The sequence below is a fragment of the Pseudarthrobacter sp. LT1 genome (assembly GCF_035621795.1).
Taxonomy (GTDB): Bacteria; Actinomycetota; Actinomycetes; order Actinomycetales; family Micrococcaceae; genus Arthrobacter.
In genome coordinates this window covers 4,204,842-4,230,389 of the sequence record NZ_CP141830.1, presented here as the reverse complement: position 1 = coordinate 4,230,389, position 25,548 = coordinate 4,204,842, and the positions used below count along the sequence as shown (strand labels likewise).

The following is a 25,548-nucleotide window of genomic DNA, read 5'->3' as shown; positions in this document are numbered from 1 at the left end:
CTATGCTGGAACAAATACTACTCCCCACGCTCACCATGGAAGGCATCATGAAACGCACAAAAGTTGGCAGGGAACGCGTTCCGTTCTGGCTGCGCTGGCTGGTCCCCGTTGTCCTGGTGCTGACGTGGCTGGGACTGGCCGGGGTCGGCGGACCCACCTTCGGCCGCCTGGAGGAGGTCTCCTCCAACGACCAGGCATCCTTCCTGCCCGCCAGCGCCGAGGCCACGGAGGCGCAGGACTGGCAGGCGAAGTTCCGCGACTCCGATGAGGTTCCCGGCATCATCGTCATCGAGCAGGACGGGGCCTTCACGCCCCAGCAGCTCGGGGAGCTGGCCACCCTGAAGACCGGCCTGGAGAACCTCAAGCTGGGCAGCACTGTCATTGGCCCAATTCCGTCCAAGGATGCCAAGGCCGTCCAGTTCGTGGTTCCCATTGGGTCCTCGGACGAAATCAAGGATGCCGTCAAGGAACTCCGCAGTACGGTGGAAGAGGCGGCGCCGGACGGTGCCCGGACCTTCGTGACCGGTCCGGCCGGCCTCGCGGCAGACCTGACGGCGGCCTTCGGCGGCATTGACGGCATTCTCCTGCTCGTGGCCCTCTCCGCCGTGTTTGTGATCCTCCTGATCGTCTACCGGTCCCTGCTGCTGCCCATCATGGTTCTGCTGACATCCGTGTTTGCCCTGTGTGCGGCCATCCTGCTGGTCTTCGGCATGGCGAGGGCGGGCTGGATCCAGCTCAACGGACAAAGCCAGGGCATCCTCTCCATCCTGGTGATCGGTGCCGCCACCGACTACGCCCTGCTCTTCGTGGCCCGCTTCCGCGAGGCCCTTACCCACACCACCAACCGCACGGCCGCCGTCCTGACCGCCTGGAAGGCGTCCTTCGAGCCCATCCTGGCTTCCGGCGCCACCGTAATCATCGCGCTCCTGTGCCTGCTCTTCTCCGACCTGAACTCCAACAAGGCCCTGGGCCCGGTGGCCGCCGCAGGCATCCTCTGCGCTCTGTTCGCCGCACTGACCCTGCTGCCCGCCCTGATGGCACTGCTCGGCCGCGCCGCGTTCTGGCCGTTCCGCCCCAAGCTCCTCCCCGCAGACCAGCGTGAACCCGAACTGGTCACCGGACTGGAGGGCCAGAAGGGCCTGTGGCGGGCCACCGGGTCGCTCGTTTCGCGGCGACCCAGGACCGTCTGGGTCGCCTCGGTCCTCCTGCTCCTCGTGGCCGCGGGCGGACTGTTCCAGCTGAAAGCCAACGGCGTGCCGCAGACGGACGTCATCCTCACCGCGTCCAACGCTGTGGACGGCCAGGACGCGTTGGCGCGCCACTTCGACGCCGGCAGCGGCAGCCCCGCCGTCGTGGTTGCCGACCAGGGCAAAGCCGCGGAGGTGCTGGACAAGGTGAAAGCCGACGACGGCGTGGGCGAGGCTTACCTGCTGGGCCGCGGCAGCGTGCCCGTCACCGGAGCCCCGGGCGCTCCCACCGCACCGGACGTCCGGGACGGGAAGGTCCTCATCAACGCCACGCTGAAGAACGCCGCGGACTCGCTGGAGGCGGAGGAGACCATCAAGGCCCTGCGCACCGAGGTGAAGGCCGTTGATCCCGGCGCCCTGGTGGGTGGCGTGACAGCCACGGCGCTGGACACCAGCACCACCGCCCAGCATGACCTGGTGGTCATCATCCCGGTGGTCCTGGTGGTGATCCTCTTCATCCTGATGCTGCTGCTGCGCTCCATTGTGGCCCCGGTCCTGCTGGTGCTCTCCGTGGTGGTGTCCTACGCGGCCGCGCTGGGAGTGTCGGCCTTCGTGTTCAACAACCTCTTCGGTTTCCCGGGAGCCGACGCCACCGTTCCGCTGTTCGGCTTCGTCTTCCTGGTGGCCCTGGGCGTGGACTACAACATCTTCCTGATGAGCCGCGTCCGCGAGGAATCGCTCAAGCACGGCACCCGGCCCGGCATCCTGCGCGGCCTGGTGGTGACCGGCGGCGTCATTACCTCGGCCGGCGTGGTGCTGGCCGCGACGTTCGCCGCCCTTGGCGTCATCCCCATCATGTTCCTGGTGCAGCTGGCCTTCATCGTGGCATTCGGCGTCCTGCTCGATACCGTGCTGGTGCGCTCGCTGCTGGTGCCGGCCCTGGCCTACGACATCGGGCCGAAGATCTGGTGGCCCAGCAAGCTGGGGCGGACCGATGGCCGGGACGCCGTGCAGCCGCGGGAGCCCGGCGTCGAGCCCCGGGAAGAGGTTCCCACCCGCTAGCCCCTGCGCTCCGCCCGGATTAACGCTGCTGCCGCCACCATTCCACGGTGGCGGCAGCAGCCGTTTCCAGCGGCGTGTGGCTGACTCCAAGCGCGGCCTCGGAAGCTGCGGAGTCCATGACGAAGGGCCGCTCAAACTGGTACAGCATCTCCGCCAGCTCGCGGGCGCCGGCTGAAACGAGCGCCGCCGCCCGGAGTGTCCAGCCGGGAAGGACGCGCACCTTCGGGGCGGGCCGTCCCGCCGCCGCAGCGAAGGCCGCAGCAAGTTCCTTCTGCGTGCGCGCCGGCCCCGTCGGGGCATGCCACACGGCGTTCCAGGCGGACGGTTGGTCAGCGGCCGCGATCATGGCACCGGCCAGGTCGGGTACGTAGGTGAACGAGTGCGGCTGGCTGGCGCTTCCGATCACGCTGACGTTCTTTCCTGCAAGGACCGGCGCCACCATGCGCTCGCCGGCGTGCGCCATCCGGACGCGCGGCCCAAAGAAGTCGCCGGCCACCACGCTTACCGTGGGCGTGGCTGAGGCCTCGCGGGCCTGCAGCAGGTCCGTCCGCACACCGCGCTTGCCCCCGGTGGCCCGACGCGGGCCGGCCTCGGTGATCACGCGGTCCGGCTCGCTGTAGGAGTAGAGGCTTTCAGGGAAGACGACGACGGCGCCCACCTCCTGCGCGGCGCTGAGCACTGCCTGCTCGGCGGCAGGCAGCTCCGCCCGCCACGCCGCCGCCGTGTACGCCGATCCGTGGATGCAATGGAAGACGGCTTTGGCGCCGGCAAAGGCAGTGCGCAGAACCGCCGGGTCCTTGGCATCCCCGCTGATGCGCTCGATGAGCGGGTGGTCCGGTCCGCTGCCCGACCGGGTCAGGACGCGCACCTGCCGTCCCCGGTCCGCCAATTGTTCCGCTACCGTCCAGCCCACGGGTCCCGCCCCGGTCACAGCACATACGTCAGGCACTTCTGTCTCCCTTTCAGTAAATGAGAGCAGTGCTCTCGAAGACAAGAATGCGCGTCCAGGATCGCAAAGTCAAGAGCAGTGCTCTCTTTAGCTCCCCGCGCTCTCGCTTGTGGCATGCTGAAGTCATGGATGATGCCCGCGGAACAACCGCCCACCAGCCCCGGCCCCTGACGCCCCGGCAGCGCGCGCGGTCGCAGACCGTGGCGGACATTGTCCGGCTGGGCAGGCAGCACCTGGCCACCGACGGTGCGGCGGCCCTCTCCCTGCGGGCCGTGGCAAGGGATCTGGGAGTGGTGTCCTCCGCCGTTTACCGCTACGTGGAGAGCCGGGACGAACTGCTTACGCTGCTGCTTATCGATGCCTTCGGCGAACTGGGGGATGAGGTGGACGCGGCCGTTGCGGCGGCGCCGGAGGGCGATCATCTTGGCCGGTTCCTGGCCCTGGGTGGAGCCGTCAGGACGTGGGCGCTGCGCGAGCCTGCCAGCTATGCGCTCTTGTTCGGCAGCCCGGTTCCCGGCTACAACGCCCCGGCCGAGCGCACGACGGCCCCCGGCACGCGCGTCATCGTCAGCCTCATCGGCATCCTGGACGCCGCCTCCCGGGCGGGGCAGTTGGCGGTTGCGGGACCATTCCCGCAGCTTCCGCCTACCCTGGCCGCCGACCTGGAGGCCATCCGCCGGGAATTCGGGCTGGCCATTCCGGACGAGCTGGTGGCGCGGGGCGTTTTGGTGTGGAGCTCCCTGTTTGGTGCCGTCAGCTTCGAAGTGTTCAACCAGTACGGGCCGGACACCTTCCGGGCACCGCATGAACTCTTCGACCATCACCTCGCCGTCCTGGCAGGGACCGCGGGGCTGCCGGTGCAGCCCTCCTGACGGGGGCGGTTCAAGGCCTGTTGGTGCGCCCGCCCCGTCGATAGACTGCCAGTGCGCCCGGACGGACGCGGAGCCTCAAAGGAGAGATGCACCATGACTGAGAATCCTGAAGTTGCAGCCGAGGAGCCCCGCAAGGGCGGCAGTGCACCCGGTCTGGAGGGGGAAGGCGGCCAGTACGTGGACGGGGACTATGGCGACGCCGGCACCCTCAACGAGCCCGACCGTGACGTTTCGGATGGCGAATACGAGGAAGGCGACTACGGCGACGCCGGCACCACCGGAGGCGCCCGGACGGAGCGTGCCGTCCGCGAGGGCCTCACCGACGGCCAGGTCCAGGCGACCGATGAGGAGCGCGGACCGCTCCATGGGCGCCCCGACTCCAGCCGGTAGGCACCCGCAAGGGTCCCCTTACCCGACGGCGTCCGCCGCTACCAGGCCGTCCTCGTTGGTGGGTTGGGCGTCCTTGCTGCGGGCGCGGCTGATGGCTGCCACCGCAGCCAGGACCGTCACCAGGCTGCCATAGGCGTAGGTGGTGACCGGGAGGGACAGGATGGGGGCAAGCAGGCCTGCCAGCACTGCCGGAACGCCGAAGGCCGTGTAGGCCACGACGAAGAGCGAGGCAAAAGTCCCGGCGCGTTCATGATCCTCCACCAGCGGGCTGATGGACCGGATGACGCCCATGAAGGCAGTGCCGAAACCGGCGCCTGCCACCACCACAGCGGCCAGGAACAGGCCAAACGAATCCAGGCCGAGGGCCAGCAGCGACAGTGCGGTCCCCACGGCCAGCGCCGTGGTGCCGAAAATGGTGATGGTGCGGGCTCCAAAGCGGTGCAGGAAGGCCGCCGACGCGGCTCCTGTCCCCGCCAGGATGGTGATCACCATGCCCTGCCACAGATGCTCCCGGATGCCGAAAGTGGTGTGCACGATCGCGGCGCCAAGGGAGAGGTACAGCCCGCCCGTGGCCCAGCCGGCAAAAACGGCCGGGGCGCCGGTGAGGAATGCGCGGCGTGCGGCCGGCGGCAGGGTCAGGTGCGGCTTGAGTGAAGCCGCGGCCCCGGCCGTGCGGGGTGAGGTTTCCGGGCAGGCCCACACCAGTGCGGCGAACGCCACGTACAGGACCGAGAGCGAGACGAACACCAGCACGCGGGGCTCCGCGAGGAGGTCCAGCAGCAGGCCCGATGCCAGCGCGCCCAGGGCCAGGCCGCCCAAGGGTGCCACCGTGTTCCAGGCGGCGCTGGAGCCCGGGTCATCCTCCGGTTCCAGATCGGCGATGGCCGCGGAGAGCGTGGTGAGGAGGATGCCGCTGGCCACCCCCTGGAGGACGCGGGCCGCCAGCAGCATCGCCAGCGAATCGGCTGCCAGGAAGGTCACGACGCTGCCGGCGAGCAGGAGGAATGCCGCGCTGATGACCGGGCGGCGGCCGAGGTGGTCGGAGATGGAACCGAAGACCAGCAGGGCCGCCAGGAGGGCCACGGCGTAGACGGCGAAGATCCCGGTGGTGGCCACCGGCAGCAGGTGCAGCTGCTCCTGCAGGGTGGGGTAGAACGGGGACGGCGCGCTGGCTCCGGCCATCATGGCTGCCGTGGCGGCGGCAATGAGGACGAAACCCAGCCGCCGGTGCGACTCTCTGGGCCGGACTGCGGGTGGGTGCGTCACAACATGCCGCCTTCTGCATTGGGGGTGTGGTTGGTTCGAAAATAATCGAAACCTCAGACTACTGGCATGTCCGCGAAGGTTCAACTAAAGTCGAACCGTGGCTACCTCGGCGAACCTCACCCATCCCGAACGCGCGGACCTCCACTTGCCCAGTGTGCTCTTCGCCCTGAGCGATCCCGACCGGCTGGAAATCGCACGCCAGCTCCGTGCCGGCCCCCTCGACATGGCCGAATGCACCCTCGGCGATCCGGAGATGCCCAAGTCCACCAAGTCCCACCTGATGAAGGTGCTCCGCGAGGCAGGCATCATCCGGAACGAGGCCAACGGGCGCGGCCGCAGGCTGACCCTGCGCGCCGAGGACCTTGATGCCCGGTTCCCCGGATTGCTCGCCGCGGTCCTGGACGCGCCCGGCGCGGACTGACGCCTCCGCCCTGCCGGCGCGTGCCGCCGTCGTGCGCTGTTGTACGCCCTGAGCAAAGGTGAGCGTAGTTCACTCAACTTGTGTTGACATCCTTTGGCGGCTGAGTAGAGTTGAGTGCAGAACGCTCAACGCTTAGGGCGCCAACCAGTTTCCAAGGAAAGAAGGAAGCAACACATGTCACGTGCAGTAGGTATCGACCTCGGAACCACCAACTCCGTCGTCTCCGTTCTCGAAGGTGGCGAGCCCACCGTTATTGCCAACGCCGAGGGTGGCCGCACCACGCCGTCGGTCGTTGCATTCTCCAAGTCCGGCGAGGTCCTGGTTGGCGAGATCGCCAAGCGCCAGGCCGTCAACAACATCGAGCGCACCATCGCTTCGGTCAAGCGCCACATGGGCACCGACTGGAAGGTGGACATCGACTCCAAGAAGTACACCCCGCAGGAAATCTCCGCGCGTATCCTCATGAAGCTGAAGAACGACGCCGAGTCCTACCTGGGTGAAAAGGTCACCGACGCCGTCATCACCGTCCCGGCCTACTTCAACGACGCCGAGCGCCAGGCCACCAAGGAAGCCGGCGAGATCGCAGGCCTGAACGTCCTGCGCATCGTCAACGAGCCCACCGCCGCAGCACTCGCCTACGGCCTGGACAAGGGCAAGGAAGATGAACTCATCCTGGTCTTCGACCTCGGCGGCGGTACCTTCGACGTCTCCCTGCTGGAAGTCGGCAAGGACGAAGACAACTTCTCCACCATCCAGGTGCGCGCCACCGCCGGTGACAACCGGCTCGGCGGCGACGACTGGGACCAGCGGGTTGTCGACTACCTGCTGAACCAGCTCAAGGTAAAGGGCATCGACCTCTCCAAGGACAAGATCGCCCTGCAGCGCCTCCGCGAAGCAGCCGAGCAGGCCAAGAAGGAACTCTCCTCCTCGTCCAGCACCAACGTCTCCCTCCAGTACCTGTCCGTCACCCCCGACGGCCCGGTCCACCTGGACGAGCAGCTGACCCGCGCCAAGTTCCAGGACCTCACCAAGGACCTGCTGGAGCGCACCAAGAAGCCGTTCCACGACGTCATCAAGGAAGCCGGCATCAAGCTTTCCGACATCAACCACATCGTGCTGGTGGGCGGTTCAACCCGTATGCCCGCCGTGTCCGAGCTGGTGAAGGAACTGGCCGGCGGCAAGGAACCCAATAAGGGCGTCAACCCGGACGAGGTCGTGGCAGTCGGTGCAGCCCTGCAGGCCGGTGTGCTGAAGGGTGAGCGCAAGGACGTCCTCCTGATCGACGTCACCCCGCTGTCCCTCGGCATCGAGACCAAGGGTGGCGTGATGACGCACCTGATCGAGCGCAACACCGCCATCCCCACCAAGCGGTCCGAGACCTTCACCACGGCCGACGATAACCAGCCGTCCGTGGCCATCCAGGTCTTCCAGGGCGAGCGCGAGTTCACCCGGGACAACAAACCGCTGGGCACGTTCGAGCTGACCGGCATCGCTCCCGCACCGCGCGGCGTTCCCCAGGTTGAGGTCACGTTCGACATCGACGCCAACGGCATCGTCCACGTCTCCGCAAAGGACAAGGGCACCGGCAAGGAACAGTCCATGACCATCACCGGTGGCTCCAGCCTCTCCAAGGAAGACATCGACCGCATGGTCCGTGACGCCGAAGAGCACGCAGCCGAGGACAAGGCCCGCCGCGAGGCGACCGACACCCGCAACACGGCCGAGCAGCTGGCCTACTCCGTGGACAAGCTGATCGCCGACAACGCGGACAAGCTGCCCGAAGAGGTCAAGACCGAGGTCCAGGCCGACGTCGACGCCCTCAAGAAGGCCCTCGAAGGCACCGACGATGCCGCCGTGAAGACCGCGTTCGAGAAGCTGCAGGCTTCCCAGACCAAGCTCGGCGAGGCCATCTACTCCCAGGCCGGTTCCCCGGACGGTGCAGCCGCTCCCGGCGCTGAGGGTGCCGCCGGAGCTTCGGCAGGTTCCTCCGACGAAGACATCGTCGACGCCGAGATCATCGACGAAGACGAAGCGAAGAAGTAAACCATGCCGCACCACGGTAACGAGGAAGAGCACAACGCATCCGCCGGCCAGCAGAACACGCAGGGCAACGGCCAGGAGCCGGTCATCCGGGACCACCGCAAGGTTGACCCGGTGACCGGGCAGGCCCGGCACCCCGAGGGCGGCCAGTCCGCCCCCGGGGCCGGGGCCCAGGCCGGAGCAGCGGATTCCGACGGCGACGCGCTGGCCCAGGCCGAGGAGATTCTCAACGGCGTGGACGTGCCGGCCGAGGAATCCGTGGCCCAGGGGGCTCCGGCAGGGTCCACCGGCAACGCCGAGGCAGCCGAACTGCGCAATGACCTGCTCCGCCTCCAGGCTGAGTACGTCAACTACCGCAAGCGGGTTGAACGCGACCGCGCCGTGGCAGGGGAAATGGCCGTCATCGGCGTCCTGAACTCCCTGCTCCCGGTCCTGGACGACGTCGATGCCGCCCGGCAGCACGGTGACCTGACCGACGGTCCCTTCGCCGCGATCGCCACGAAACTGGAGAACGCGCTGAAGACCTACGGCCTGGTCCGCATCAACGAGACCGGTGTGGAGTTCGATCCCACGATCCACGAGGCCCTGATCCAGCAACCCGGCGAGGACATTGAGGTTGACACTGTCAGCCAGGTCCTCCGCTCAGGCTACAAATCAGGAGAACGCGTCCTCCGCGCAGCCCAGGTCATCGTCGCGGTCCCTGCGTAGCATTACCTTCGGTGGTTGAGCCGGCCGGTTCCGGCTGGCTCAACCACCGACCCATAACTTTTGAAAGGAAACGCCATTGGCTAGCCAGGATTGGGTGGACAAGGACTTTTACAAGATCCTTGGTGTTGCCAAGGACGCTTCCGAAGCCGATATCAAGAAGGCCTACCGGAAGCTTGCGCGGCAGCACCACCCTGATACGAACGCGGGGAATGCTGCTTCCGAGAAGAAGTTCAAGGACATCTCCGAGGCCTATTCGGTGCTTTCGGATCCCGATGAGCGCCAGCAGTATGACGCGATCCGGGCCATGGGCAGCGGTGCACGTTTTGCTCCCGGCGGCGCCGGCGCCACGAACGGCGGTTTCGAGGACATGTTCGGCGGCCTGTTCACCGGCAACACCGGGCGTCACGCCGGAGGGTTCAACCCCGCCGGCGGCGGGATCCCGCCCGAGTTCGCAGACCTCTTCGGCGGCTTCGGCGGCGCACCCGGTTTCCAGCGCACCCCGCAGAAGGGTGCCGACCGTACCGCGACCACCAGCATTTCCTTCGCCGGGTCCATCCGCGGGACCACCATCGGCCTGCGCGAGCCCAGTGGCGAGGTCATCGACGTCCGCGTTCCGGCCGGCATCAAGGACGGCCAGAAGGTCCGTGTGCGCGGCAAGGGCCAGCCCGGTGCCGCCGGCAACGGCGATCTGGTGGTGTCCGTTTCCGTCCAACCGCACGCCTTCTACACGCGCGACGGCGACAACCTCCGCATCCACGTACCCGTCACCTTTCCGGAGGCTGCTTTGGGAGCGGACATCGAGGTTCCCACCATCGACGGCGAAAAGGTGAAGGTGCGCGTCCCGGCGGGCACGCCGTCGGGCCGTACCCTGCGGGTCAAGGGCAAAGGCGTGAAGACGTCCAAGGCCACGGGCGACCTCCTGGTGACCATCGACGTCGCGGTTCCCAAGAATCTCAACAAGGATGCCGAAGCTGCGGTCAAGGCATTCGCCGAAGCCACGTCGTCGGCGGATGTCCGTGAGGGCCTGGCAGCCAAGGCCCGGCTCTAGGAGCGGAGGTGAGCCGTGGACATCAGTGCTGACCAGCCGATCTTCGTGATCTCCGTGGCTGCCGAGCTGGCGGACATGCACCCGCAGACCCTGCGGCAGTACGACCGGCTCGGCATCGTGAAGCCCAGCCGTGCCCCGGGCAAGTCCCGGCGCTACTCGCAGCGTGACGTGAACATGCTGCGCGAAGTGCAGCGGCTGTCCCACGAGGGTGTGTCGCTGGAGGGGATCAAGCGCATCCTGGAACTCGAAAACCAGGTGGCCGCGCTCCAAAGCCGGATCTCGGAACTCACCGAGGAACTGGGCCGCCGTCCGCGGGCGGTGGACTCCCGGATCTTTGCTGCCGGCGCCGCCGGTGACGTGGTGAGCCTGGCGCGTGGGCAGCGGCCCCGGCCGAGGTCCCAGGCCATGGTGGTATGGCGGCCGCGGGCCATCGGGCAGTAGAACCAAGCCAGTAGGACCCAGGCCGGCAGGTACCGCATTCCGGCGTTCCGCGAAATTAGAGTACCCACTACTCGTGACGGAAAAGCCCCCTGAAACTTGAATGGAACCATCGCCGGATCAGCGGCGATGGTTCCGCAAGTTCTGGGGGTTTTCCGTGTTTAAAGTTCTCAGCAAAGCTCTTAGCAGCAAGGCCCGGCCGTGAGCCCGGGAATGGAAGCCGTGGCTGCCTTCAGCGGCTCCGTGCCAGGACAGGTCCTGCTGGCCATCGGCCAGACCATCGTGGTGGTCTGCGTCTGCTTCGACATGGTCCGCGAGTTGTCCGTCCCGAGGTCGCACCGGCGCTTCGTGGCCAGCACCGTGTTCCGGACCTTGGCCATTCCGTCGGTCATGGCCAACGCCTTGACCGTCTTCATCGCCCTGGTGATGTCGTCCTGGGTTGACGTGGTGATGGGCATGTTCGTGCTGGTGGCCATCGTCTTCCGCTTCCACTACAACAAGGACGAGGACAACTGGTGGAAGGGCAAGGGCAAGAAGCTCGCCCGCTGGGCCCGCCGGCAGTTCGCCGGCCGGACGTCCGCCGCACCGGCCATGGGCTAGCAACACCGGCCAACAGTACAGCGGGGTCCTGCATGCGGGTTGCATGCAGGACCCCGCCGTTGAAGTCCCGATCAGCCGTTGATGACCTGGGGGACGCCGAGCGCTTTGAGGCCTTCGACGCCGAACTCCACGCCGTAACCGGACTGCTTCGCGCCGCCGAAGGGGATGCGCGGATCAACGGCGCCGTGCCGGTTGATCCACACCGTGCCGGCCTGGATCCGGGCTGCGACGTCGCGGGCGGCCTTCAGGTCCGGGGACCACACGGAGGCGCCCAGTCCGACGTCGAGTCCGTTCGCCTTCTCCACTGCTTCGTCGATGGTGCTGTAGCGGATGATCGGCAGGGCCGGGCCGAACTGTTCCTCGGCCACCAGCGGGTTGTCGTTGTCGATGTCGGCTACCAGGGTGGTGGGGTAGAAGTAGCCGGGCTGGCTGGTATCCGGGTCGCCGCCCAGCAGGACGCGTGCTCCGGAAGCCTTCGCTGCCTCCACGAGGTTCGCCACGACGTCGTACTGGGCCTTGTTCTGCAGCGGGCCCAGGACGTTGTTCTCGTCCAGGCCGTTGCCCATGGGCATCGCCTTCGCAACCGCCACAAGTTCCTCGCAGACGGCGTCGTAGATGCTGTCGTGGACGTAGAGGCGCTTGAGCGCGGCGCAGGTCTGGCCGGTGTTCAGGAACGCGCCCCAGAAGATGTCCTGGGCGATGGCTTTGGGGTCGGCGTCGGGCAGGACGATGCCGGCGTCGTTGCCGCCCAGTTCCAGGGTGAGCCGCTTGACGGTGTCCGCGGAGGACTTGATGATGGCGCGGCCGCCGGCGGTGGAACCGGTGAACATGATCTTGCCGATGGCGGGGTGGTCGGTGAGCCGGGCGCCCACTTCGCGGCCGCAGGAAACCACCGAGAGGATGCCGTCAGGGAGTTCCTCGTTGAGGACCTTGACCAGGGCCAGGACGGACAGCGGCGTGTTGCCCGAGGGCTTGACCACCACGGCGTTGCCCATGCGCAGGGCCGGGGCGAGCTGCCAGACGGCGATCATCATGGGCCAGTTCCAGGGGCCGATCGCGCCGACGACGCCGATGGGCCGGTAGTGCAGCTCGGCACGGGTCTCGCCGTCGTCCACGATGGTTTCCGGTTCCAGCGGCAGGCCGGCGGTGGCGCGGAGCCACGCGACGCAGGCGCCGACTTCGAAGCGGGCGTTGGGGCCGTTGAGGGGTTTGCCCTGCTCGCGGGAGAGCAGTTGGGCGAGTTCCTCGGCGGAGCGTTCGACGGCGTCGGCTGCTTTGAGGAGCGCGGCGGACCTTGCGTCGTGGCCCAGGGCGGCCCATGCCGGCTGGGCTGCGACGGCGGCGGAGACGGCGTTTTCCAGGTAGTCGAGGCCGTGGATGGGGGCTTCGCCCACGGCTTCACCGGTGGCAGGGTCAAGGATGGTCCGGCCGGTGCCGGTGGCGGGGGCGATGGACGCGAGAAGCGCATCATAGGTTTCCACGGGATACTCCACTTCGAGTAGGCAAGGACGCCAGCCGGTCGGCGTAGCGGGTTACTCCCAGTGTGGGTTGCACCCCGTTCCAGGCTCTTGTCTTTGTGCGCAGGACTGTTGTGCTGGAGCGAACGCCGGCGGGTGTGTGTCACACTGGCCCACTTTTGGGCGATTAACGACTGCGGGACCCCGGGTTTCCGGAGTCCCGCAGTGATAACTGGGCCAGTTTGGGCGGTCTTATTGGGCCGCGCGGGGGTCGGCGATGCCGATGTACTGGGTGGTGGTGTATTCGGCGAGGCCTTCGGAGCCGCCCTCACGTCCGAGGCCTGATTGTTTGACGCCGCCGAAGGGTGCTGCGGCGTTGGAAATGACGCCGGCGTTGAACCCGACCATCCCGAATTCGATCTGCTCCGCCACCCGCAGGAGTCGGTTGAAGTCCCGGCTGTAGAGGTAGGACGCGAGACCGTACTCGGTGTTGTTGGCCAGTTCGATGGCTTGCTGCTCGCTGCTGAAGGTGGTGACGGGGGCGACGGGCCCGAAGATTTCCTGGCCCAGGATGGCTGCATCGTTGGGCACGTCGGCCAGGACGGTGGGCTGGTAGAAGTAGCCGGGCCCGTCCACGGGGGCGCCGCCGGTGACGGCTACGGCCCCGGACTGGACGGCGTCGGTGACGAGGGTGTGGACGTCGTCGCGGGCGCCGGCGTCGATCAGCGGCCCGACTTTACTGTCCGGGTCGGTGCCGCGGCCGGTGGTCAGGGCTGCCATGGCGGCGGCGAACTTCCGGGTAAATTCCTGCGCCACGGCTTCGTGGACGAGGAAGCGGTTGGCCGCGGTGCAGGCCTCGCCCATGTTCCGCATCTTCGCCGCCATCGCCCCTTCAACCGCGGCGTCCAGGTCCGCGTCCTCGAACACGATGAACGGAGCGTTCCCGCCCAGCTCCATCGAGGTGCGCAGGACGTTCTGCGCGGCGTCGGCCATCAGGCGCTTGCCGACCGGGGTGGACCCGGTGAACGAGACCTTCCGCAGCCGGGAGTCCTTCAGCAGCGGCCCGGAAATCCCCGAGGCCGAGGACGAGGCGACGACGTTCAGCACGCCCGCGGGCAGGCCGGCGTTGAGCATGGTCTGCGCGAAGTACTGCGCCGTCAACGGCGTGAGCTTGGCGGGCTTGAGGACCATGGTGCAGCCGGCAGCGACGGCGGGGGCGACCTTGCGGGTGGCCATCGCCAGCGGGAAGTTCCAGGGCGTGATGAGCAGGCAGGGCCCGACGGGTTTGTGCTGGACCAGGATCTTGTTTTTGCCTTCGGGCGTGGTGAGGTAGCGGCCGTAGTCGCGGACGGTTTCCTCGGAGAACCAGCGCAGGAACTCCGCCCCGTAGGTTACTTCGCCGCGGGCCTCGGCCAGTGGCTTGCCCATTTCCAGGGTCATCAGCAGCGCGAAGTCCTCCGCCCGCTCCGTCACGAGGTCGAACGCCTTCCGGAGGATCTCGGCCCGTACCCGTGGCGCGGTCCGTGCCCAGGAGGCCTGGGCGGCGTCGGCCGCGTCCAGCGCAGCGATCGCGTCGGCGCTCGTGGCGGAGGCGAGGGTGGCGAGGACCTTCCCGGTGGCGGGGTCGTGCACATCGAACGTGCCGTCGTCGGACGCCTCCACCCACTCACCGTTAATCAAAAGACCTGTGGGCACGGAAGCAAGGAGCGCGGCTTCGCGCTCCGGTGTGAGGGCAGGGGGCAGCGCAGCAGTAACTGTCATGGGAAGTCCTTAGGAAGGGAGGGTCAGTAGCTGGGACGGGTTTCGTCAGGGCCAGCCCCCGGGTGCGGTATGTACTTTGCGGCGAGGGCTTCGGAGCCGCGGGCCAGTATGGCGACGTCGGCGCCCACCAGGATGAAGCCGGCGCCGTTCGTGAGGTAATGCTGGGCCGTGTCCGGGTTGAAGGCGTTCACACCGGCGGGCTTCCCGGCCGCTGCGGCAGCTGACAGGCAGTGTTCGACGGCGGCGCGCACCTCGGGGTGTTCCTGCTGTCCCAGCAGGCCCATGGAGGCGGCGAGGTCGGACGGCCCAATAAAGACGGCGTCCACCCCGTCCACCTTCAGGATGTCCTCCACCGCTGCCACGGCGGCGGTGGATTCAATCTGGACCGTGACGCTGATGGTCTCGTTGGCCCGGGCCAGGTAATCGGGTACCCGGTTCCAGCGGGCGGCGCGGGCCAGTGCGGAGCCCACTCCGCGGACACCCTGCGGCGGGTAGCGGGTCGCGGCCACCGCGGCTTCAGCCTCGGCCATGGAGTTGACCATGGGGATCAGCAGGTTCTGCACACCAAGGTCCAGGTACTGCTTGATCACCACGGTGTCGTTGACCGGCGGCCGGACCAGGGTGTGGACCGGGTAGCCGTGGACGGCCTGCAGCTGGGCGAGGATGGATTCGAGTCCGTTGGGGCTGTGCTCGGCGTCCACCAGGAGCCAGTCCAGGCCGGCGCCGGCGCAGAGCTCGGCGATCAGCGGGCTGCCGGAGCAGACCCACATCCCGGCGAGCGGACGGCCCGCTTCAGCCAAGGCGGAGCGGAAAGTGTCCTCTACTCGAAACGGCATGTCACAACTCCCAGGGGGCCGTAGTCAGCGTGCACGGTGTCGCCCTTGTAGACCCACAGGGGACGGGTGAAGGACCCCGCCAGGATGATATCCCCAGCCTTCAAAGAGTCACCATGGGCGGCGATCTTGTTGGCCAGCCAGTGGACCCCGTTGGCAGGGTGGTCCAGGACTCCGGCGGCCACACCGGTTTCCTCCACGGTCTGGTTCTTGTAGAGGATGGCGGAGACCCAGCGGAGGTCCACCGCGTCCGGCTTGACCGGGTTGCCGCCGATCACCATGGCACCCATCGCGGCGTTGTCCGAGATGGTGTCCACGATGGTCCGGCCCTCCATCTCGATCCTGGAGTCCAGGATTTCGAGGGCCGGAACCACGTAGTCGGTGGCCTTCAGGACATCGAAGATGGTGACGCCCGGGCCCTTCAGCCCGTCTTTCAGGACGAACGCCAGTTCCACCTCCACCCGCGGATGCGTGTACCGGTCCCACTCCACGGAGCAGCCGGTTTCCAGCACCATGTCGTCGAAGATGGCGCCGTAGTCCGGTTCGGTGATGCCGGTGGCGGCCTGCATGGCCTTGGACGTGAGGCCGATCTTGCGCCCCACCAGGGTCCGGCCTGCGTCCTCGTTCCGGCGGCGCCACAGCTGCTGCACCGCGTAGGAGTCCTCCACCGTCATCTCGGGGTAGCGGGCGGTCAGGCGGGGGACAGGGGTGCGGGTCCGGCCGGCTTGCACCAGTTCGTCCGCGATGGCCTCAATCGTCGTCGGCTCGAGCATGGTTAGACCTGGACTCCCAGCTTGAAGCCCTCGGCAGCTTCACCCTCCGGCTTGCGGGTGTAGGAGAAGCCGTCGGCGCCCACGGTCACGGCCATCTCGGACTTTTCCTCGCGGACGATGACCGGCTGCGGGTTGCCGTCCAGGTCCAGGACCAGGGAAGCCTCGGTGTACCAGGACGGGACCACGGGGTTGCCCCACCAGTCGCGGCGCTGGTTGTCGTGGACGTCCCAGGTGATGGTGGGGTTGTCCGGGTCGCCGGTGTAGTAGTCCTGGGTGTAGATCTCGATGCGGTGGCCGTCCGGGTCCAGGATGTAGAGGTAGAAGGCGTTGGAGACGCCGTGCCGGCCGGGGCCGCGTTCGATCCGGTCGCTGATGCGCAGGGCGCCCATCTTGTCGCAGATCTGGATGATGTTGTGCTTCTCGTGGGTGGCGAACGCGACGTGGTGCATGCGCGGGCCGTTGCCGCCGGTGAGGGCGGTGTCGTGCACGGTCTGCTTGCGGTGCATCCACGCGGCGTACGTGACGCCGTCGGAATCCTTGATGTCCTCGGAGACGCGGAAGCCAAGGTCCTCCAGGTACTTGCGGCCCTTGGGGACGTCCGGGGTCACCTGGTTGAAGTGGTCCAAACGGACCAGTTCACCGGCGGAGTAGAGGTCGTAGCGCTGGGTGAGGCGCTCCACGTGCTCCACCTCGTAGAAGAACTCGTAGGGGAAGCCCAGCGGGTCCTCCACGCGGACGGAGTCGCCGATGCCCTTGGTGAAGCCTTCCTTGCGGCGCTCCACCCGGCAGCCGAGCTCCTTGTAGTAGGCCTCGGCGGCGTCCACCTCGGCGGGGGACTTCACGCGGTAGGCGAAGGCCGCGACGGCGGCGATGGGACCCTTGCGCAGCACCAGGTTGTGGTGGATGAACTCCTCCAGGGAGCGCAGGTAGATGTTGTTCTCATCTTCCTCGGTGACGTGCAGGCCCAGGACGTCCACGTAGAACTCACGGGACCTGGCGAGGTCCGTGACCACGATTTCCATGTAGGCGCAGCGGACGATGTCCGGTGCCGGGACGGTGGGGGTGGGGACGAAGTTGGTCATTGGATTCTCTCTTCTTTGAAAGGTGGGTGGGAGCGCTTAGGCGCCGAATTTGGGGGTGTGGACGGTACCGAGCGTGATGTGCACGGCCTGCTGGTCGGTGTAGAAGTCGATGGAGCGGTAGCCGCCCTCGTGGCCCAGCCCGGAGGCCTTGACGCCGCCGAACGGGGTGCGCAGGTCCCGGACGTTGTGGCTGTTCAGCCACACCATGCCGGCTTCGACGTTCTGTGAGAAGTTGTGGGCCCGGGTGAGGTTCTGGGTCCAGATGTAGGCGGCCAGGCCGTACTTGGTGTTGTTGGCCAGGGCGAGGGCTTCGTCGTCGTTCTCGAACGGCGTGATGGCCACGACGGGTCCGAAGATTTCCTCCTGGAAGATCCGGGCGTCAGGCGCGACGTCGGCAAACACCGTGGGTGCGATGTAGTTGCCTTCGGGCAGGTGGTCGGGGCGGCCGCCGCCGGCCAGGAGCCGGCCTTCGGACTTGCCGATCTCCACGTAGGAGGCCACCTTTTCGTAGTGCTCGGGGTGGACCAGGGCGCCCACCTGGGTCTTGGGGTTGTGCGGATCGCCCACCACGATGTTCTTTGCGCGGGCGGCGTACTTCTCGCAGAAATCGTCATAGATGGCGCGCTCAACCAGGATGCGGGAGCCGGCGGTGCAGCGTTCGCCGTTGAGGGAGAAGACGCCGAACAGGGCGGAATCGATGGCGGCGTCCAGGTCGGCGTCGGCGAAAACGACGCAGGGGGACTTGCCACCAAGCTCCATGGAGAGGCCCTTGAGGTTGGCGGCGGCGTTCCGGAAGATCGTCTGGCCGGTGGTGGTTTCGCCGGTGAAGGAGATCAGCGGGACGTCCGGGTGCTTCACCAGCGCGTCGCCGGCTTCCTCGCCCAGGCCGTTGACCAGGTTGAAGACGCCGTCGGGAAGGCCGGCATCCTTGAAGATGGTGGCCCACAGCGACGCGGAGAGCGGCGTGAACTCGGCCGGCTTGAGGACCACGGTGTTGCCGGTGGCCAGCGCGGGGGCCAGCTTCCAGGACTCGAGCATGAACGGGGTGTTCCACGGGGTGATGAGGCCCGCGACGCCGATCGGTTTGCGGTTCACATAGTTGATCTGCGAGCCCGGGACCTTCATGGCGTCATCAAACTGGGCCACGATCAGGTCAGCGAAGAAGCGGAAGTTCTCGGCGGCGCGGAGGGCCTGGCCCTTGGCCTGGGTGATGGGCAGGCCGGTGTCGAAGGTTTCCAGTTCGGCGAGGCGCGCTTCCTGGGCTTCGACGGCGTCAGCGATCTTGTTCAGGATCCGGGCCCGCTCGCGGGGCTTCATCTTCGGCCAAGGACCATTCACGAACGCTTCGCGGGCTGCGGCGACGGCGAGGTCGATGTCTTCCTTTTGGCCGGCCGCGGCGGTGGCGTAGTTCCGGTTGGACACCGGGTCCAGGACATCGAAGGTCTTGCCGCCCACGGAGTCAACGAATTGGCCGTTGATGTAGTGCTGGATGTGCGTGGGCAGGTCCTCAGGGACGTAGTGCTTGGAAGTTTCTACTGAGGTCGTCATCGTTGAAGTCCTTACTGGTGCTTTGCTTGGGCGAGATATGCGTCAAGGGTTGCCGAGCGGTGGAGCCTGGCGGCTTTTTCGATCTGCTCTGTGTCGGCTCCGGTTTCGATGAGCTTCAGCAGGTTTTCGTGTTCATCCACGGACTCGCGGGCGCGGCCCGGGACGAAGCGGAACGTGGAGGACCGGATGGCTGCGAGCCGGTTCCAGCCGCGGTGCACCAGGTCCAGGATGTGCGGGTTGGGGCAGTGCTCGAACAGGACGCTGTGGAAGTCCTGGTTGAGCTTCGTGAACCGGACGGGGTCGAAGTGGTTCAGGCACTCGCGCATCTCTTCGTTCACGGCGCGGGCCCTGGCCACGGCTGCGGGATCGATCAGCGGGGCAGACAGCGCTGTGGCGGCGCCTTCCACGATGCTGAGGGTCTGCATGGTGTAGAGGTATTCGGTGGGATCAATGCCGGCCACGGTGGCTCCCACGTTGCGTTCGAACGTCACCAGGCCTTCGGCTTCCAGCCGGCGGATGGCTTCGCGGACGGGGACCACGCTGAACCCCAGGTCCTTGGCGATGGAGCCCAGGACCAGCCGGTAGCCGGGGGTGTAGGTGCCTTCCACGATCCTGGCCTTGACGGCCTGGTAGGCCTGCTCGGACTTGCTGCCGGCAACCATGGTGGCCTCACTCATTGGTGCCTGCCCATTCGTTGTACTTTGCCTGCCATTCGGAGTTCATGGGGTAGAGGCCGTCCACGCTGTTGCCCTGCTTGACCATCTCAAAGATGAAGGTTTCTTCCTTCTCCTGCTGGATGCAGTCCTCCACCAGTTCGTCGGCGATGGCCGGGGGGATCACCAGGATGCCGTCGGAATCGGCCACGATGATGTCGCCGGGCTGGACGGTGGCTCCGCCGCACGCGATGGTGATGTCCGTGTCCCACGGGATGTGGCGGCGGCCCAGCACGGCCGGATGCGGATTGGCGAAGTAGGTGGGCATCTCCAGGTCCGCCACGGCGGAGTAGTCGCGGACGCCGCCGTCGGTGATGATGGCCGCGGCACCGCGGACCTGGGCACGGAGGGCCAGGATGTCGCCCACAGTGCCGGTTCCCTTTTCACCGCGGGCTTCCATGACCAGGATTTCGCCTTCGTTCACGGAGTCGATGGCCTTCTTCTGGGCGTTGAAGCCGCCGCCGTGGGTCTTGAACAGGTCCTCGCGGTTGGGGACGTAGCGGAGAGTGCGGGCCAGGCCCACCACGCGGCGGTCCGGGCGGGTGGCCTGCAGTCCGTCGATGCTGACGTTGTTAAGGCCCCGCTTGCGCATCTGGGAGGACAGGGTGGCGGTGGCGACGGACTCCAGCTTGGCTTTCAGCTCCGGGGTCAGGACAGGCCCGACGGCGGGAAGCCCTGCGGCTTCACGGGAACCGTAGGCTTCCTCCCGCTGCAGGTCATCGACCTTGGGCCGGGCACCAAAGTCCGCGAACGCCGTCGTGCCTTCCTCAACGGTGGTGACCAGCCGGCCGGTGGACAGGCCGCCGTCGATCGTCCCCACTTCCACTTCCAGCACGTCGCCCGGCTTGGCGACCGAGGCGCCGGCCGGGGTGCCGGTAAGGATGATGTCACCTTCCTCGAGCGTGAGCAGCTGGGACAGGTCCGCGACGAGCCGGGCGAACGGGAAGAGCAGGTCCCCGGTGGTGTCGTCCTGGACCAGGTCCCCGTTGTGCCAGGTGCGGATGCGCAGCTTGGCGGGGTCGACGGCGTCTGCCGGGATCAGTGCCGGGCCCACGGGGGTGAACCCGTCGCCGCCCTTGGACCGGAGGTTGGAGCCCTTGTCCGCGTAGCGGAGGTCGTACACGCCGAGGTCGTTGCTGGCGGTGACGGCCGCGACGTGGTTCCAGGCGTCCTCAATCGAAACACGGCGGGCGGCCTTGCCGATCACCAGGGCGATCTCACCCTCGTAACCGAGCAGTTCGCAGCCGGCGGGCCGCTCAACGGGGCTTCCGCCCAGTGCCAGCGAGCTGGAAGGCTTGAGGAAGTAGGACGGCTGCGCCGGGGTGCGGCCCCGCTGGGCGGCCCGGCTGGGGTAGTTGATGTGCACTGCGATCACTTTGCGTGCTGCCGCCAGGGTGTCGCCGTTGACCTGCTCCAAAGCCTTCTCCTCATCAGGTACGAAATCGTATACGATCACTATCACCCATCCGGCGCGGTCCGTCAACCCCTGGTTTTCCGGGCTTTTGACGAGCGGGCCGAGGGCACTTGTCGCCCGGATCACATCGGGCGTACAGTGGAAGCCAGATTTACAGTTTCGATTATCGAATCGTGTGTTCTGATATAGAACACGCCTTAGCCCCGATAGTCATCCACAACGAAGTGAGGAAAGCCCGTGCAGTTCCACCACCACGGATACGTATCCGGTGACCCGCGTGTCCAGCCGGCAGCCGGCGTCGGCCTTAACCGCCCCGAGGAACTTCCCGACGAAGTGGACGTCCTCATCGTGGGCACCGGCCCTGCCGGCATGCTCGCCGCGGCCCAGCTGTCCATGTTCCCCAACGTGACCACCCGCATCATCGAACGCCGCCCCGGCAGGCTCGCCATCGGGCAGGCCGACGGCATCCAGGCGCGCAGCGTGGAGACGTTCCAGGCTTTCGGTTTCGCGGAGCGGATCATCGCCGAGGCGTACCGCATCACCGAAATGGCATTCTGGAAGCCGGATCCGGCCAACCACGCGAACATCATCCGGACTGCCCGGGCCGTGGATGACGAGATGGGCATCAGCGAGTTCCCGCACCTGATCGTCAACCAGGCCCGCGTGCTGGACTACTTCGCGGAATTTGCCGCGAACTCGCCCACACGCCTCAAGCCTGACTACGGCTACGACTTCGAGGGCCTGACGGTGACCGGTCAGGGCGACTACCCCGTCACCGTGACCCTCCGCCACACCGCCGGACCCAACGAAGGCCAGGAGCGGATTGTCCGCGCCAAGTATGTGGTGGGCGCGGATGGTGCGCGCAGCAAGGTGCGCCAGGCCATCGGCTGCACCCTTGCCGGCGACCAGGCCAACCACGCCTGGGGCGTCATGGACACGCTGGCCGTCACCGACTTCCCGGACATCCGGACCAAGTGCGCCATCCAGGGCGCCGAGGGCAGCATCCTGCTGATCCCGCGCGAAGGCGGCCACCTGTTCCGCATGTACGTGGACCTGGGCGAAGTGGACCCGACCAGCCAGCACTCGGTCCGCAACACCACCATCGAGGAGATCATCGCCAAGGCCAACGCGATCCTGCACCCCTACACGCTGGACGTCCGGAACGTCGCGTGGCACAGCGTCTACGAGGTGGGCCACCGGCTCACGGACAGGTTCGACGACGTCCTGCCGGCCGAGCGCGGCACCCGCACCCCGCGGGTGTTCATCACCGGAGACGCCTGCCACACCCACAGCGCCAAGGCCGGCCAGGGCATGAACGTCTCCATGCAGGACGGGTTCAACATCGCCTGGAAGCTGGGGCATGTCCTGGAGGGCCGCAGCCCGGAGAGCCTGCTGAGCACCTACTCCGAGGAGCGCCAGGTAGTGGCGAAGAACCTCATCGACTTCGACAAGGAATGGTCCACCATGATGGCCAAGAAGCCGGAGGAGTTCGAACACCCCTCCGACCTTGAAGACTTCTACGTGCAGACCGCCGAATTCCCTGCCGGCTTCATGACGCAGTACACGCCGTCCCTGATCGTTGGCAGCACCGACCACCAGGACCTGGCCACCGGGTTCCCGGTGGGCAAGCGCTTCAAGTCCGCACCCGTGGTCCGGGTGGGGGACACCAACCCCCTCCATCTTGGCCACCACGCCACCGCCGACGGCCGCTGGCGGATCTACGTCTTCGCCGACTCCGCCCTGCCGGGCACCAACTCGGCAACGGACATGCTCGCCGAGTGGTTCGCGAACTCGCCGGAGTCCCCGCTGGCCGCCACCCCTGCCGGCGCCGACCCGGACGCGTGGTTCGACCTGAAGGTCATCTACCAGCAGCCGCACACCGCCGTCGACATCAATGCGGTTCCCGCCGTCTTCAAGCCGCTGGTGGGCCCGTTCAAGCTGACCGACTACGAGAAGGTGTACGCCATGGATCCCAAGGCGGACATTTTCGACCTCCGCGGCCTGGACCGCAGCGGCGTGGTGGTGGTGGTCCGCCCGGACCAGTACGTGGCCAATGTCCTGCCGCTGACGGCAACCGCGGAGCTGGGCGCGTTCTTCACGCCGCTGCTGAAGGCCGCCCCCGCGGCACCGCGTCAGGCCGTGGCGGCGGCGAGCCGGTAGTCGGCCGCGGCGTACACGCCGAGGATCCGCACCTCGGTGGTGAAGAAGTCCAGTTCCTCGAGGGCCAGCTTCAGCGGCAGGTCCTCGGGGTGGCCTTCGACGTCAGCCATGAACATGGTGGCGGCGAACTCGTTGCCCACCATGTAGCTTTCCAGCCGGGTCATGTTCACGCCGTTGGTGGCGAAGCCGCCCAGTGCCTTGTACAGGGCGGACGGGACGTTGCGCACGCGGAACACAAAGCTGGTGACTGCCGGTCCGGGAAGTTCGTCCCGGGCCGGCAGTGCCTTTTCGCGCGCCAGGACCACGAAGCGGGTGGTGTTGGAAGGGTCGTCCTCCACCCGGGAGGCCAGGACCTTCAGGCCGTAGATGTCGGCGGCCAGCGGGGGAGCGAGGGAGAGCTTGCGGGGATCGTTCCATTCCGCCACCTCCCTGGCCGAGCCTGCGGTGTCGCCGGCGATGACGGGCTTGAGGCCGTGCTCGCGGATCAGCTTCCGGCACTGGCCCAGCGCGTGGATGTGGCTGTGGACCTCCGTGGCGCCTTCAATGGTGCTGCCCGGGATGCCCAGCAGGTCGAAATGGATGGGCAGGAAGTACTCGCCCACGATCTGCAGGTTGGACTGCGGCAGCAGGATGTGGATGTCCGCCACCCGGCCGGCGATCGAGTTTTCGATGGGGATCATGGCCAGCTCCGCCTCGCCGCTGGTCACCAGCTCAAAGGCATCCTCGAAACTGGCGCACGGCACGCTTTCCATGTCCGGGAACATCTGCTGACACGCGATATTGGAGTTGGCGCCGGGCTCACCCTGGTACGCAATCTTGGAGGCCATGATCCGTATGGTTTCACGCCCCGGTGCCAGGTCCCAATCTCAGGCCCCGGTTACTGCGGCGTGACGCGCAGCCAGAGGTATTGCCGGGGGAGGAGGGTGACGCCGTCGTCCAGCTGCATGGCTGCTTCGGAGAGAAGGTCGACGGCGGCAGGGGAGAATCCGCCGAACGTTTCCGCCGGGAGGGTCTTGGCGGAGTCGCTGAAGTTTGCCAGGGCCAGGATGGTGGGATCGTCCTCCGTCGAGCCCGGCCGCTGGTAGCCGAGCACTGCGCGGTTGTTGGTGCCGAAATCGATCAGCGTGGTCCCCGCCAGTTCGGGGGTGCTGGTCCGGACCTCAATCATCCGCTTCAGCCCGGCGTACACGGCTCCTTCCGGCGTGGCCGGGTCCAGGCGGCGGGCGTACTGCTCCGCGGGGAAATGCGGCCGGTGCACCCAGCGGCTGTCCTCCTCGTGGCCGGGCTCGGACGCGTACCCATAGTCGTTGACCTGCCCCACCTCGTCGCCCAGGTACAGCAGCGGGACGCCGCCGGTGCTGAACGGCACCGAATGGGCCAGGAGGATCCGTTCCACCGCCTCAGTCGGGTCCACCTCCATGCCGCACAGGGACGCCGTCGTTCCTGAAATCCTGCAGTCCCCGGTCTTGGGGTTGTCCTGGAACGGGACGCCGCGGGCAAAGCTGCCCGGGAAACGGTTGACGTAGAAGGAGTTCAGGAAACGGCGGTGGTCAAAGCCGTTGATGCCCAGTTCGGCGGCGTCCTCGTCGGCGAAGGTCCAGCCGATATCGTCATGGCTGCGGACGTAGTTCACCCACGCCGTGCCGTCCGGGATGTTGTGCCGCCGGTGCAGTGCCTGGGCCAGGAGCGAGACATCCCTGGTGGCCAGGGATTCCCAGATGAGTGCCATCTGCAGCGGGTTGTAGGAAAGCTGGCATTCCCTGCGGTCGATATAGAGCGCTACCTCGTCCGGGTGCACGATGGCCTCGGATTTGAACAGCAGCGCCGGCGCCGCCAGCCGGCACACCGCGTTGAACGCCCGGAGCAGTGTGTGCGCCTGCGGCAGGTTCTCGCAGGGGGTGCCCAACTGCTTCCAGATGAACGCCACCGCGTCCATGCGCAGGATGTCCACCCCCTGGTTGGCCAGGAACAGCATTTCGCCCGCCATGGCCCGGAAGACCTCGGGATTGGAGTAGTTCAGGTCCCATTGGTAGGTGTGGAACGTGGCCCAGACCCACCGGCCGTCCGCCATCTGGATGAAGGACCCGGGATGGTTCTCGGGGAAGATCTCCCGCACGTCCGCCTCGAAGGCGTCCGGCAGCGTCCGGTCCGGGAAGATCCAGTAGTAGTCGCTGTAGTCCGGGTCCCCGGCGGCTGCCTTCCGCGCCCACTCGTGCTCGTCCGAGGTGTGGTTGAAGATGAAGTCCACCACCAGGCTGATGCCGTTGTCCCTCAGTTCCGCTGCCAGGGAGCGCAGTTGCTCCATGGTGCCCAGCTGTGCGTTGACCTGACGGTAGCTTGAGACCGCATACCCGCCATCTGAGTGTGGTTCCGGCGCCAGGAACAGCGGCATGAGGTGCAGGTAGGTGAGGCCCAGTTCCTTGAAGTACGGGATGCGGGCGCGGACCCCTTCGAGGCTTTCGGCGTAGCGGTCCACATAGCAGACGCCGCCCAGCATCCGGTTGGACTGGAACCAGTCCGGCTCCGCCTCCCGTTCGGCGTTCAGGGCCTTCAGCTCCTGCGGGCGTTCCTGCCAGGAAGCCGCGCTCTGCACCACCAGCGCGGAGAGCTGCTCCAGCCAGTCCGTCCGGTCACCGTAAAGGGAATGGAAGAGGCTGCGGAGGGTGGGAAAGTGCCCGTCGAGGCGCCGGTCGAAATCAGGGTCGGGGCGCAGCCCCCGGCTGCGCTCAGCCGCCAGCACGGCCAGGACATGCCGCCGGGCCTCTTCGTCCTCGTTGACGAATTCCTGCATGGCCACCTGCCCCTTCAGAACATCCCGCCGGAACG

Annotated in this window: 22 protein-coding genes; 10 read left to right on the top strand and 12 right to left on the bottom strand. The window is 67.1% G+C overall.

What is annotated here, in order from left to right; genetic code table 11:
- Window positions 1-47: 47 nt before the first annotated feature.
- On the top strand, window positions 48-2,249 hold the full coding sequence (locus VIK36_RS19905) for an MMPL family transporter (protein WP_324643346.1): 2,202 nt from the start codon (window positions 48-50) through the stop codon (window positions 2,247-2,249).
- 19 nt (window positions 2,250-2,268) lie between these two features.
- Here VIK36_RS19905 and VIK36_RS19900 read toward each other — a convergent pair whose 3' ends face one another.
- Complete coding sequence (locus tag VIK36_RS19900; protein ID WP_324643345.1) at window positions 2,269-3,198, bottom strand: NAD-dependent epimerase/dehydratase family protein; 930 nt, start codon at window positions 3,196-3,198, stop codon at window positions 2,269-2,271.
- A gap of 125 nt (window positions 3,199-3,323) precedes the next feature.
- Between VIK36_RS19900 and VIK36_RS19895 the strand changes: the two genes are divergently transcribed.
- Window positions 3,324-4,070: a TetR/AcrR family transcriptional regulator gene (locus VIK36_RS19895; RefSeq protein WP_324643344.1), complete on the top strand. Its 747-nt coding sequence runs from the start codon at window positions 3,324-3,326 to the stop codon at window positions 4,068-4,070.
- A gap of 93 nt (window positions 4,071-4,163) precedes the next feature.
- Entirely contained in the window at window positions 4,164-4,460 is a 297-nt protein-coding gene (locus VIK36_RS19890; RefSeq protein ID WP_255173524.1) for a hypothetical protein, read from the top strand.
- An 18-nt stretch (window positions 4,461-4,478) separates the two neighbouring features.
- Here the strand turns inward: VIK36_RS19890 and VIK36_RS19885 are convergent, their stop codons facing one another.
- Window positions 4,479-5,726 carry an MFS transporter gene (locus VIK36_RS19885; protein ID WP_324643343.1) on the bottom strand — a complete coding sequence of 416 codons (1,248 nt, stop codon included), beginning with the start codon at window positions 5,724-5,726 and terminating at the stop codon, window positions 4,479-4,481.
- Between the two features lie 97 nt (window positions 5,727-5,823).
- On the opposite strand from VIK36_RS19885, the gene VIK36_RS19880 reads away from it, so the two are divergent.
- The 6 genes from VIK36_RS19880 (at window position 5,824) to VIK36_RS19855 (ending at window position 10,981) form a co-directional block, all read left to right on the top strand.
- Window positions 5,824-6,147, top strand: a complete 324-nt coding sequence (locus VIK36_RS19880; protein WP_324643342.1) for a transcriptional regulator — start codon at window positions 5,824-5,826, stop codon at window positions 6,145-6,147.
- Window positions 6,148-6,321: 174 nt separating this feature from the next.
- Window positions 6,322-8,190 (top strand): molecular chaperone DnaK, encoded by a 1,869-nt coding sequence (dnaK, locus tag VIK36_RS19875; protein ID WP_324643341.1) that lies wholly within the window; start codon window positions 6,322-6,324, stop codon window positions 8,188-8,190.
- A 3-nt stretch (window positions 8,191-8,193) separates the two neighbouring features.
- The gene (locus tag VIK36_RS19870) at window positions 8,194-8,895 is read left to right on the top strand and encodes a nucleotide exchange factor GrpE (RefSeq protein WP_324643340.1); all 702 of its coding nucleotides are present in this window, start codon (window positions 8,194-8,196) and stop codon (window positions 8,893-8,895) included.
- 76 nt (window positions 8,896-8,971) lie between these two features.
- Window positions 8,972-9,943 (top strand): DnaJ C-terminal domain-containing protein, encoded by a 972-nt coding sequence (locus tag VIK36_RS19865; protein WP_255173520.1) that lies wholly within the window; start codon window positions 8,972-8,974, stop codon window positions 9,941-9,943.
- Between the two features lie 15 nt (window positions 9,944-9,958).
- Window positions 9,959-10,384, top strand: a complete 426-nt coding sequence (locus VIK36_RS19860) for a heat shock protein transcriptional repressor HspR (protein WP_141159097.1) — start codon at window positions 9,959-9,961, stop codon at window positions 10,382-10,384.
- Window positions 10,385-10,594: 210 nt separating this feature from the next.
- Window positions 10,595-10,981 carry a hypothetical protein gene (locus VIK36_RS19855; RefSeq protein WP_255175673.1) on the top strand — a complete coding sequence of 129 codons (387 nt, stop codon included), beginning with the start codon at window positions 10,595-10,597 and terminating at the stop codon, window positions 10,979-10,981.
- Between the two features lie 71 nt (window positions 10,982-11,052).
- Here VIK36_RS19855 and VIK36_RS19850 read toward each other — a convergent pair whose 3' ends face one another.
- The 8 genes from VIK36_RS19850 to VIK36_RS19815 all read right to left on the bottom strand — a co-directional run bounded on the left by VIK36_RS19850 (window position 11,053) and on the right by VIK36_RS19815 (window position 20,565).
- Complete coding sequence (locus VIK36_RS19850; RefSeq protein ID WP_324643339.1) at window positions 11,053-12,462, bottom strand: aldehyde dehydrogenase family protein; 1,410 nt, start codon at window positions 12,460-12,462, stop codon at window positions 11,053-11,055.
- Between the two features lie 228 nt (window positions 12,463-12,690).
- Window positions 12,691-14,199 carry an NAD-dependent succinate-semialdehyde dehydrogenase gene (locus VIK36_RS19845; RefSeq protein WP_324643338.1) on the bottom strand — a complete coding sequence of 503 codons (1,509 nt, stop codon included), beginning with the start codon at window positions 14,197-14,199 and terminating at the stop codon, window positions 12,691-12,693.
- A gap of 23 nt (window positions 14,200-14,222) precedes the next feature.
- Window positions 14,223-15,035 (bottom strand): HpcH/HpaI aldolase/citrate lyase family protein, encoded by an 813-nt coding sequence (locus VIK36_RS19840; protein ID WP_324643337.1) that lies wholly within the window; start codon window positions 15,033-15,035, stop codon window positions 14,223-14,225.
- Window positions 15,020-15,805 carry a 2-oxo-hept-4-ene-1,7-dioate hydratase gene (gene hpaH, locus VIK36_RS19835; protein WP_255173516.1) on the bottom strand — a complete coding sequence of 262 codons (786 nt, stop codon included), beginning with the start codon at window positions 15,803-15,805 and terminating at the stop codon, window positions 15,020-15,022. The genes VIK36_RS19840 and hpaH overlap by 16 nt, the downstream gene beginning before the upstream one ends.
- 2 nt (window positions 15,806-15,807) lie before the next feature.
- Complete coding sequence (gene hpaD, locus VIK36_RS19830) at window positions 15,808-16,887, bottom strand: 3,4-dihydroxyphenylacetate 2,3-dioxygenase (protein WP_324643336.1); 1,080 nt, start codon at window positions 16,885-16,887, stop codon at window positions 15,808-15,810.
- Between the two features lie 36 nt (window positions 16,888-16,923).
- On the bottom strand, window positions 16,924-18,435 hold the full coding sequence (gene hpaE, locus VIK36_RS19825) for a 5-carboxymethyl-2-hydroxymuconate semialdehyde dehydrogenase (protein ID WP_324643335.1): 1,512 nt from the start codon (window positions 18,433-18,435) through the stop codon (window positions 16,924-16,926).
- Between the two features lie 11 nt (window positions 18,436-18,446).
- Window positions 18,447-19,112 (bottom strand): GntR family transcriptional regulator, encoded by a 666-nt coding sequence (locus tag VIK36_RS19820; protein ID WP_324643334.1) that lies wholly within the window; start codon window positions 19,110-19,112, stop codon window positions 18,447-18,449.
- A complete protein-coding gene (locus VIK36_RS19815) occupies window positions 19,105-20,565 on the bottom strand; it encodes a fumarylacetoacetate hydrolase family protein (protein WP_324645322.1) in 1,461 nt (486 codons plus the stop codon). Before VIK36_RS19815 ends, VIK36_RS19820 begins: the two co-directional genes overlap by 8 nt.
- 234 nt (window positions 20,566-20,799) lie before the next feature.
- Here VIK36_RS19815 and VIK36_RS19810 point away from each other — a divergent pair, with 234 nt between their 5' ends.
- Complete coding sequence (locus VIK36_RS19810) at window positions 20,800-22,722, top strand: FAD-binding monooxygenase (RefSeq protein WP_324643332.1); 1,923 nt, start codon at window positions 20,800-20,802, stop codon at window positions 22,720-22,722.
- On the opposite strand, the gene VIK36_RS19805 is transcribed toward VIK36_RS19810, so the two are convergent.
- Together VIK36_RS19805 and VIK36_RS19800 are read right to left on the bottom strand one after the other, a co-directional pair.
- Window positions 22,695-23,549, bottom strand: coding sequence for a prephenate dehydratase (locus tag VIK36_RS19805; RefSeq protein WP_255173511.1), 855 nt, complete (start codon window positions 23,547-23,549; stop codon window positions 22,695-22,697). The genes VIK36_RS19810 and VIK36_RS19805 overlap by 28 nt on opposite strands.
- Window positions 23,550-23,599: 50 nt before the next feature.
- Window positions 23,600-25,513, bottom strand: coding sequence for an amylosucrase (locus VIK36_RS19800; RefSeq protein ID WP_324643331.1), 1,914 nt, complete (start codon window positions 25,511-25,513; stop codon window positions 23,600-23,602).
- Window positions 25,514-25,548 lie beyond the last annotated feature (35 nt).